8 protein-coding genes are annotated in these 8,340 nt (G+C 66.8%); 4 read left to right on the top strand and 4 right to left on the bottom strand.

Features of this window, described 5'->3' with window-relative positions; all coding sequences use genetic code 11:
• Positions 1-205 precede the first annotated feature (205 nt).
• A complete protein-coding gene (locus DIE21_RS17030) occupies positions 206-1,423 on the top strand; it encodes a patatin-like phospholipase family protein (RefSeq protein WP_185642790.1) in 1,218 nt (405 codons plus the stop codon).
• Between the two features lie 60 nt (positions 1,424-1,483).
• Positions 1,484-1,948 carry a hypothetical protein gene (locus DIE21_RS17025; protein WP_124498790.1) on the top strand — a complete coding sequence of 155 codons (465 nt, stop codon included), beginning with the start codon at positions 1,484-1,486 and terminating at the stop codon, positions 1,946-1,948.
• A gap of 162 nt (positions 1,949-2,110) precedes the next feature.
• On the opposite strand, the gene DIE21_RS17020 is transcribed toward DIE21_RS17025, so the two are convergent.
• The gene (locus tag DIE21_RS17020) at positions 2,111-2,995 is read right to left on the bottom strand and encodes a LysR family transcriptional regulator (RefSeq protein ID WP_124498796.1); all 885 of its coding nucleotides are present in this window, start codon (positions 2,993-2,995) and stop codon (positions 2,111-2,113) included.
• A 117-nt stretch (positions 2,996-3,112) separates the two neighbouring features.
• Between DIE21_RS17020 and argC the strand changes: the two genes are divergently transcribed.
• The gene (gene argC / locus DIE21_RS17015; protein ID WP_124498789.1) at positions 3,113-4,060 is read left to right on the top strand and encodes an N-acetyl-gamma-glutamyl-phosphate reductase; all 948 of its coding nucleotides are present in this window, start codon (positions 3,113-3,115) and stop codon (positions 4,058-4,060) included.
• A gap of 160 nt (positions 4,061-4,220) precedes the next feature.
• On the opposite strand, the gene DIE21_RS17010 is transcribed toward argC, so the two are convergent.
• Positions 4,221-5,144 (bottom strand): LysR substrate-binding domain-containing protein, encoded by a 924-nt coding sequence (locus tag DIE21_RS17010; RefSeq protein ID WP_124498788.1) that lies wholly within the window; start codon positions 5,142-5,144, stop codon positions 4,221-4,223.
• A gap of 117 nt (positions 5,145-5,261) precedes the next feature.
• On the opposite strand from DIE21_RS17010, the gene DIE21_RS17005 reads away from it, so the two are divergent.
• A complete protein-coding gene (locus DIE21_RS17005; protein WP_124498787.1) occupies positions 5,262-6,347 on the top strand; it encodes a tartrate dehydrogenase in 1,086 nt (361 codons plus the stop codon).
• Positions 6,348-7,012: 665 nt separating this feature from the next.
• Here DIE21_RS17005 and DIE21_RS17000 read toward each other — a convergent pair.
• Both DIE21_RS17000 and DIE21_RS16995 read right to left on the bottom strand, forming a co-directional pair.
• Entirely contained in the window at positions 7,013-7,492 is a 480-nt protein-coding gene (locus DIE21_RS17000) for a nuclear transport factor 2 family protein (RefSeq protein ID WP_124498786.1), read from the bottom strand.
• Between the two features lie 55 nt (positions 7,493-7,547).
• On the bottom strand, positions 7,548-8,162 hold the full coding sequence (locus DIE21_RS16995; RefSeq protein ID WP_124498785.1) for a TetR/AcrR family transcriptional regulator: 615 nt from the start codon (positions 8,160-8,162) through the stop codon (positions 7,548-7,550).
• Positions 8,163-8,340: the final 178 nt, after the last annotated feature.

The following is an 8,340-nucleotide window of genomic DNA, read 5'->3' as shown; positions in this document are numbered from 1 at the left end:
TTCCTGTCGGCGTTCCCGAGCGCCGCGCTCACGGGCCAGTCGTTCGTCGTCAGCCACGGCTGGTTCATGCAGTAACGTCCTCGCCTCCCTGACGGGAGGCGATTCCCGCACCACCACCTATTCTCACGACTCACGATGGCGTGCCGTCGATCGACGTCACGCCATCCGTGTCCGCCATCCACGGCGGGATTTCTCGGAGCAATTGATGAAACCGCACGCGCGTACAGAAAAGCAGGCCGTCGATGCGGCGGACCTGCATCACGAAGCCGGCCCGCCGGCCGCTGCGCGGTCGCTGCCGTACGAAACGATCGCGCTCGTCCTGCAGGGCGGCGGCGCGCTCGGCGCGTATCAGGCCGGCGTGTTCGAAGGGCTGCACGAAGCGGGCGTTCCGCTCGACTGGATCGCAGGCATCTCGATCGGTGCGCTCAACACCGCGCTGATCGCCGGCAATGCGCCCGAACATCGCGTCGAGCGGCTGCGCGAATTCTGGGAAACGATCTGCCAGCCGGCGTTCTTTCCCGCGATTCCGGCCGCGTTCGAATTCGCGCTGTTCAACAGCATCGACCAGATCCGCACGTTCTTCACCGCATCGCAGGCCGCGAGCGCGATGATGCAGGGCCAGCAGGGCTTCTTCGTGCCGCGCTTCCCGCCGCCGCTGCCGGGCGTGTCCGATCATCCGGAAAAGATCAGCTGGTACGACACGTCGGCGCTGCGCGCGACGCTGCTCAAGCTGTGCGATTTCGACCGGATCAACTCGGGCGAGACGCGCGTGTCGGTCGGCGCGGTCAACGTCGGCACCGGCAACTTCGTGTACTTCGACAACTCGCGCATTCGCCTCGAGCCCGAGCACTTCATGGCGTCCGGCGCGCTGCCGCCCGCGTTCCCGCCGGTCGAGATCGACGGCGAGTACTACTGGGACGGCGGCGTCGTGTCGAACACGCCGCTGATGGAAGTGCTGCGCGCGCGTCCGCGCCGCGACACGCTGGCGTTCCAGGTCGATCTGTGGAGCGCACGCGGGCCGCTGCCGCGCACGATGGCCGATGTCGCGGAACGCACGAAGGACGTGCAGTACTCGAGCCGCACGCGTTTCGTCACCGACACGCTGCAGCGCGAACAGCGCTACCGCAACGTGCTGCGCCACGTGCTCGAGCAGGTGCCGGAAGCGCAGCGCAAGAACGACCCGTGGTGCGTCGAGGCTGAAGCGATGTCGAGCGGGAAGAAGTACAACATCCAGCACCTGATCTATCAGCAGAAGGCGTACGAGCACCACTACAAGGACTATCAGTTCGGTCTGTCGACAATGCGCGACCACTGGGCCGCGGGTCTCGACGACATCCGCAACACGCTCGCGGTCAAGGACGGCCTCGCGCTGCCCATCAACGACGCGGGCTTCGTCACGCACGACATTCACCGCCGCCGGTAATGCCGTGTGCGACGGACCGGCGCGCCGCCCGCGCCGGTCCGTCCTCTTTTCCGGTTCGACATGCCGATTTTCATTGCGCTGTTCGCGCTCATCGCCATTGGATGGGGCGCGGTTCACCTGTTTCACGTCATCGCCGCGCAGTTCGGCCAGCCGGTCGCGATCGCGGTCGCGGCACTCGCCGGCGCGATCCTGGTCGCGCTGGTCGCATGGTGGATCAAGCGCCGCCGCGACATCGCACCGAACACGAAGGAGCAAGGCTGGACCCACATCGTGCATCGCGCCTGGGGCGAGGTGCGCGTGTCCGCGACGCAGGGGCTGCTGTGGCTGTCGCATGACGGCGCGGACGGCCGCTATACGCTGTCGCAGCTCGACGGCTGCGAGGCCGCGCCGATCGACGGCCGCTGGCATCTGGTCGTGCGCGTGCGCGACGCCGTGCGCGGCGAATGGAAGCTGCCGATGATGGACAAGCGCGATGCACGGCGCTGGGCGCGCGTGCTGATGCTCGCGAAGGACAACCGGCTGTAATGGGCCACGGCCGCGTGTCGGCACAATCGTTCGCCGGTCAGCCATTCGATCGGACACGTCCCGCTACTGTCGACGAAACGTCGATGCAGCGTTCGGCGCGGCGCATGCTGCGTCCGGTCGATTCGGCGCCGCGGCGCACGTCCTGAACGGCCGCGCGGTTCCCTAGCGCGCGCCGAGCGCCCATAACGCATCGAGCACGTGCTGCGTCGGCCGCTCGACCGGGCCGGCCCGATGGGCGATACCCAGTTCACGCCACAACGCCGGACGCAGCGGCCGCATGACGATGCGTGCGTCGGGCAGCGGGGCGCCCGTCTCGTGCGGCAGCAGCGTCGCGCCGTAACCCGCGGCGACCAGACTCTTGATCGCATCGTTGTAGTTGAGCTCGATACGCGGCTCGGGCCGATGGCCGCCGAGCGCGAACCATTCCGCCGTGAGCCGCGACAGGCGCGTGGTCGCATCGTTGAGAATCAGCGGACGCGCAGCCAGGTAGGCCGGCGTCACCCGCGCCGGAAGCCGCCAGTCCGCGGGCAGGAAAGCCAGCACGGGATCGCGCCGCCACGCGCGGATCGACAGCCCCGCGACCGCCGGCTGCGGCAGCGCAACCAGCCCGACGTCCAGCGTGCCCTGTGCAATGCGCGCCAGTGTGTCGTGCGACGTGAGCACGGCGATCTGCACATCGATGTCGGGATGCCGCTCGCGCAACCGGGCCACCGCCTGCGGCAACAGATGAGCGATCGCCCCGGTCGACGCGCCGAGGCGCACCCGCCCGGTCAGCCCCTGAACTTGCCGCTCCACGTCGTCGAGGGTCGACTCGACTTCGGCCAGCAGACGGCGCGCCCGCTCCACCAGCACGGCGCCGATGGTCGACGGCCGCACGTTGCCGCGCGTGCGCGACAGCAACGGCGCGCCGATGCGGCTTTCGAGTTCCGCGACATGAAGGCTGACCGTCGGCGGCGCCAGATGGAGCCGTTGCGCGGCGGCCACGAAGGATCCCTGGTCGGCGATCGCGACCAGCGTACGCAGTCGGTCCAGACTGATCTCGCGCATGCCCACCTCTCGTTCAGGAAAACTGAATCCGGCAATCAGGAAATTCAACTTTTCCTATTCTAGGCGTTCGGTAGACGATACGGCTTTCCCCAGTCCGAAACGAGGAACGCGACCATCATGAGCCTACCCACTGTCTACATCGACGGCGACCAAGGTACGACCGGATTGCAGATCCACGCGCGCCTGCGGGATCGCACCGACCAGCGGCTCGTCACGCTGCCGGATACCGAACGCAAGGACCCCGCGCGGCGCGCCGAAGCGATCAACGCATCCGATATTGCGATTCTGTGCCTGCCGGACGCCGCCGCGCGCGAAGCGGTCGGCTTCATCCGGAATCCGGCGGTACGCGTGATCGACGCGAGTTCGGCCCATCGCACCGAACCGGAATGGGTCTACGGTTTTCCCGAGATGGCCGACGGACATGCGCAGAAAATCGCGCGCGCGCAGCGCGTCAGCAATCCGGGCTGCTATCCGACGGGCGCGATCGGACTGCTTCGGCCGCTGCAACAGGCGGGCCTGCTGCCGCGCGATTACCCGGTGAGCATCCATGCGGTGTCCGGTTACTCGGGCGGCGGACGGACCGCCATCGACGCGTTCGAATCGAACGGCACCGCACGCGCGAAACCACTGCAGGTCTACGGCCTCGCGCTCGCGCACAAGCATGTGCCCGAAATCCAGCTGCATGCCGGGCTCACGCACCGTCCGCTGTTCGTTCCGGCTTACGGCGCATATCGGCAGGGCATCGTGCTGACCGTGCCGATCGAGCTGCGCCTTCTTCCGGCCGGCGTGACCGGTGAGTCGCTGCACGCGTGTCTCGCGCACCACTACGCCGGCGCGCGCCACGTCGAGGTCACGCCGCTCGCGGACGCGCGCGCGATCACGCATCTGGATCCGCAAGCGCTGAACGGGTCGAACGACTTGCGGCTCAGCGTGTTCTGCAATGCCGATCATGGTCAGGTGCTGCTGTCCGCCGTGTTCGACAATCTCGGCAAAGGGGCATCCGGCGCGGCCGTGCAGAATCTCGACCTGATGCTCGGTGCGGCGAGCGTGGAGAAAGCGGCCTAAGCGGCGTGCGGGCGCCATCGTCGGCCGGCCCGGCGTGTCGCGGCCACCGATGCGTCGGTGCCTGCCGGACGGTGCCCGCTCGCGATGCGGTTGCGAGCGGTAAACGGGTGCCTGCCGATGCGCTGCACATGCCCCCGTAAAAGCTCACCTTTGACCGATTTCAGCCCGCGTCGTCGCTCGCCGCGGCATTCAACCCGGCGAGCGCGTCCGCCAGAAAATCGACGCACACGCGCACCTTCGCCGAAGCCGCGACGCGTTCCGGATACACGGCCCAGATGTTCGCCGGCTGAATCGCGTCCGGCAGCACGCGACAGAGCTCGCCGCGCTCGATCAGCGGCCCCGCTTCCCAGATCGAACGCAGCACGATCCCGCGTCCCGCCAGCGCCCATTGCACGGCCACCTCGCCGTGGTTCGTCGACAGCGCTCCGCCGACCTTCACGGTTGCCGTTTCGCCGCGCAGGTTCAGCCGCCACACGCCGAACGGATGGTCGCGCTCCTTGATCGCGAGACAGTCGTGCGACGCGAGATCCGCGAGCGTGCGCGGCGTGCCGCGCCGTGCGAGATAGTCGGGCGACGCACACAGCACGCGATGGTTCGTGGCAAGCCGGCGCGCGATCAGGTGATCGGCAATCTCGTCGCCGATGCGCACGTCGAGGTCGTAGCCTTCACCCGCGACGTCGACGAGCCGGTCGAACAGATCGAGCCGCACGTTGAGCTGCGGATAGCGCGCGGAGAAGTCGAGCAGCGCCGGTGCAACGACATGGCGGCCGAAGCCGAAGCTGCTCGAGATGCGCAGCGTGCCGCGCGGCACCGTGCGCGTGGTCGACACGTCCTCGACGAGATGATCGACGTCGTCGAGAATCTTCTCGGCACGCGCGAACACGCGCTCGCCGGCTTCCGTGACCGTCACGCGGCGCGTCGAGCGATGCAGCAGGCGCGTGCCGAGCTGCGCCTCGAGCAGCGCGACGCGCTTGCTCACATACGCGGGCGACACCGCGAGCTGCTCCGCGGCCGCGCTGAAGCTCGTCAGGCGGACGACCAGGCTGAAGACGCGCAGGTCGTCGAGATTCGGCGATTTATTCACGATTCGTGGAAAGTCGATTAACCTTTCGCATGATTTTAATCTGAATGGAAATAAATAAAATGGCGTCATGTTCCGCTGCGCACGCTGCCGGCGGCCCGACCAGCCAAGGAGGCTTGCATGAGCGACAAGACGTACAAGATTGCCGTCATCCCCGGTGACGGCATCGGCCGTGAAGTGATGCCCGAGGGCCTGCGCGCGCTCGACGCCGTGACGGCGCGCTTCGGCATCCGCTTCCAGTTCGAGCAGATCGACTGGGCGAGCTGCGACTACTACGCGCAGCACGGCAAGATGATGCCGGACGACTGGAAGGCGCAGTTGTCGGGCATGGACGCGATCCTGTTCGGCGCGGTCGGCTGGCCCGCGACGGTTCCCGACCACATTTCGCTGTGGGGTTCGCTGCTGAAGTTCCGCCGCGAGTTCGACCAGTACATCAACCTGCGGCCCGCGCGCCTGTTCGACGGCGTGCCGTCGCCGCTCGCCGGTCGCAACGCAGGCGACATCGACTTCATGATCGTGCGCGAGAACACCGAGGGCGAATACTCGTCGGTCGGCGGCACGATGTTCGAAGGCACCGAGCGCGAAGTGGTCATGCAGCAGTCGATCTTCACGCGTCACGGCACCGAGCGCGTGCTGAAGTTCGCGTTCGAGCTCGCCCAGCGCCGCGCGAAGCGGCTGACCGTCGCGACGAAGAGCAACGGCATCGCGATCAGCATGCCGTGGTGGGACGCGCGCGCCGCCGAAATGGGCGAACGCTATCCCGAAATCGCCGTGGACAAGCAGCACATCGACATCCTGTGCGCACGCTTCGTGCTGCAGCCCGACCGCTTCGACGTGGTCGTCGCGTCGAACCTGTTCGGCGATATCCTTTCCGACCTCGGGCCGGCCTGTACGGGCACGATCGGCATCGCGCCGTCGGCGAACCTCAACCCGGATCGCACGTTTCCGTCGCTGTTCGAACCGGTGCACGGCTCCGCGCCGGACATCGCGGGCCAATACATCGCGAACCCGATTGCGATGATCTGGTCGGCGGCGATGATGCTCGAGTTCCTCGGCAACGGCGCGGGCCGCGAACACGAAGCGCACGACGCGATCGTCGCGGCGATCGAGGAGGTGCTGCGCACCGGGCCGCGCACGCGCGATCTCGGCGGCCAGGCGGGGACGCAGGAAGTGGGTGAAGCGATCGCGGCGCGGATTGTCGGCTGACGGAACGATGTGAAGGGTGCGCGGCTGCCGGGCGGTCGATGGGTGTCATGTTCGAGGGTGAGCAACACGGCTGGCTGCCGCGCACCTTTGCAGATGCCGACACACACGCTTGCATGCATGAGTGGCATGCGTGCGCGTCGATGTCGATGTCGATGTCGATGTCGATGTCGATGTCGATGTCGATGTCGATGTCGATGTCGATGTCGATGTCGAACGGTGAGCAACGCCATCCATCGACACGCACGGTTACGTTTCGATCATTACCGTGATCAGCATCGTGTTGATATCGAACGGTGAGTTGCATCCCGCATCGATGCACACCGATTGAATCTCACCACTGTGCGGGTAGGCCAACCAGTACGGGTCGCGAGGCAGTGCGAATGCGCCGCGGTGCTGTGTCCGATTCACGTTTGCTTCGCACGCGAGTGACGAGAGATCGGCGCATGCCCATGCATGCGGTAATTCCGCCGGCGCATTCGCGCCGTTTCCTGCGAAGATTGATCGGTGAGATGCAGGGCGTGAAGAATCACACCGTCCAGCACAGAATGCTCGACTCCCGAAAACACTCACCTCAATACGCGGCTCCCGAATTTCCTCACCGTTGAGCACAGGGGACGCGCTCGATGCTCGATCGGGCGCGTCCACGCGTCAGCCATCGTGCTGCGTCACAGCCCGAGATCGGACAGGCCGGGATGATCGTCCGGACGGCGGCCGAGCGGCCAGTGGTACAGGCGATCCGCTTCGCGAATCGGCAGGTCGTTGATGCTCGCGTGGCGATGCGCCATCAATCCGTTTTCGTCGAACTCCCAGTTTTCGTTTCCGTACGAGCGGAACCAGTTGCCGGCGTCGTCATGCCATTCGTAGGCGAATCGCACCGCGATGCGATTGCCGTCGAACGCCCACAGCTCCTTGATCAGCCGGTAGTCGAGCTCGCGCGTCCATTTCCGCTGCAGCAGGCCGACGATCTCGTCGCGGCCCGTCACGAACTCCGCGCGATTGCGCCACCGGCTCTGCGGCGTATAGGCGAGCGAGACGCGCTGCGGGTCGCGCGTGTTCCACGCATCCTCCGCGGCGCGCACTTTCTGGCGCGCCGTGTCGAGCGTGAAGGGCGGAACGGGCGGACGGACTTCCGGGGAAGCGGACATGGGATGCTCCTGTTCAAGGTTCTGGCCGCGCACGGACGCAGCCGGTTGGGACGTACTACTTCGACGCTCGAGACACCGTATCGAGCAAGAGTTCCGCCGTTGCACGCGCATCGCGCGCGGCGAGTGCATCGCCGCTGACGAGCGCCACGCCGATCGCGCCGTCGATCAGCACCAGCCATTGACGCGCGAGGCGGGCCAGGCCGCGGCGCTCGATCGCGGCGTCGTCGGCATACGCGTCGAACCGCTCGCGCACGAACGCCAGCAAGCGCGCCTTGTGCATACGCGCGACGACGCGCACCGGATCGTCGACGTCGGCAATCTCGCCGGATGCGTTCAGGAATGCGCAACCGTGAAAATCGGGCTGCGCAAACCAGTCGCGCAGCACATCGAACATGCCGAGCAAATGCGCCCGCGGCGACGTGCCGCGCGCGAGCGTCGCATCGACGAACCAGCGCATCCAGCGTTCGTCACGGCGCTCGAGCGCGGCGACGACCAGCGCCTCCTTCGATTCGAAATGCGAATAAAAGCTCTTTCGCGCGGCGCCGGACCGCTTCACGATCGCATCGACACCCGTGGCGTGGATGCCGCCCGAGTAGATCAGCGCTTCGGCCGCGTCGAGCAGCCGGTCGCGGACGGCCGGTTCGCCGGAGAGGTCATCATGTGTGTTCATGGGTTTACGGTAGAACGATCGTTCTCCCTCGTCAACCCCCGCGCAAAATGGCCCTGTCGGCGGGAGGGCCGAACGCCGCCCGGTCCCGATGGCGGGCCGCGCGTTCCAGGCGGCGTTTACGACATTTTTTCTTGAAGCGAACGCAGGGCGCTCACTACACTTCGCTCACCCAGTCTGG

The organism is Burkholderia sp. Bp9140 (genome assembly GCF_003853425.1).
GTDB lineage: Bacteria > Pseudomonadota > Gammaproteobacteria > Burkholderiales > Burkholderiaceae > Burkholderia.
Note: the sequence above shows the minus strand (reverse complement) of the source record. Positions and strands in the feature narration are given on the sequence as shown.

Bases quoted from the DNA above. Each gene is read 5' to 3' on its own strand.
- DIE21_RS17000 (WP_124498786.1), bottom strand. From the start codon at position 7,492: ATGTCCGCTTCCCCGGAAGTCCGTCCGCCCGTTCCGCCCTTCACGCTC.
- DIE21_RS16995 (WP_124498785.1), bottom strand. From the start codon at position 8,162: ATGAACACACATGATGACCTCTCCGGCGAACCGGCCGTCCGCGACCGG.
- DIE21_RS17020 (WP_124498796.1), bottom strand. From the start codon at position 2,995: ATGCGCGAGATCAGTCTGGACCGACTGCGTACGCTGGTCGCGATCGCC.
- DIE21_RS17025 (WP_124498790.1), top strand. From the start codon at position 1,484: ATGCCGATTTTCATTGCGCTGTTCGCGCTCATCGCCATTGGATGGGGC.
- DIE21_RS17005 (WP_124498787.1), top strand. From the start codon at position 5,262: ATGAGCGACAAGACGTACAAGATTGCCGTCATCCCCGGTGACGGCATC.
- argC (WP_124498789.1), top strand. From the start codon at position 3,113: ATGAGCCTACCCACTGTCTACATCGACGGCGACCAAGGTACGACCGGA.
- DIE21_RS17030 (WP_185642790.1), top strand. From the start codon at position 206: ATGAAACCGCACGCGCGTACAGAAAAGCAGGCCGTCGATGCGGCGGAC.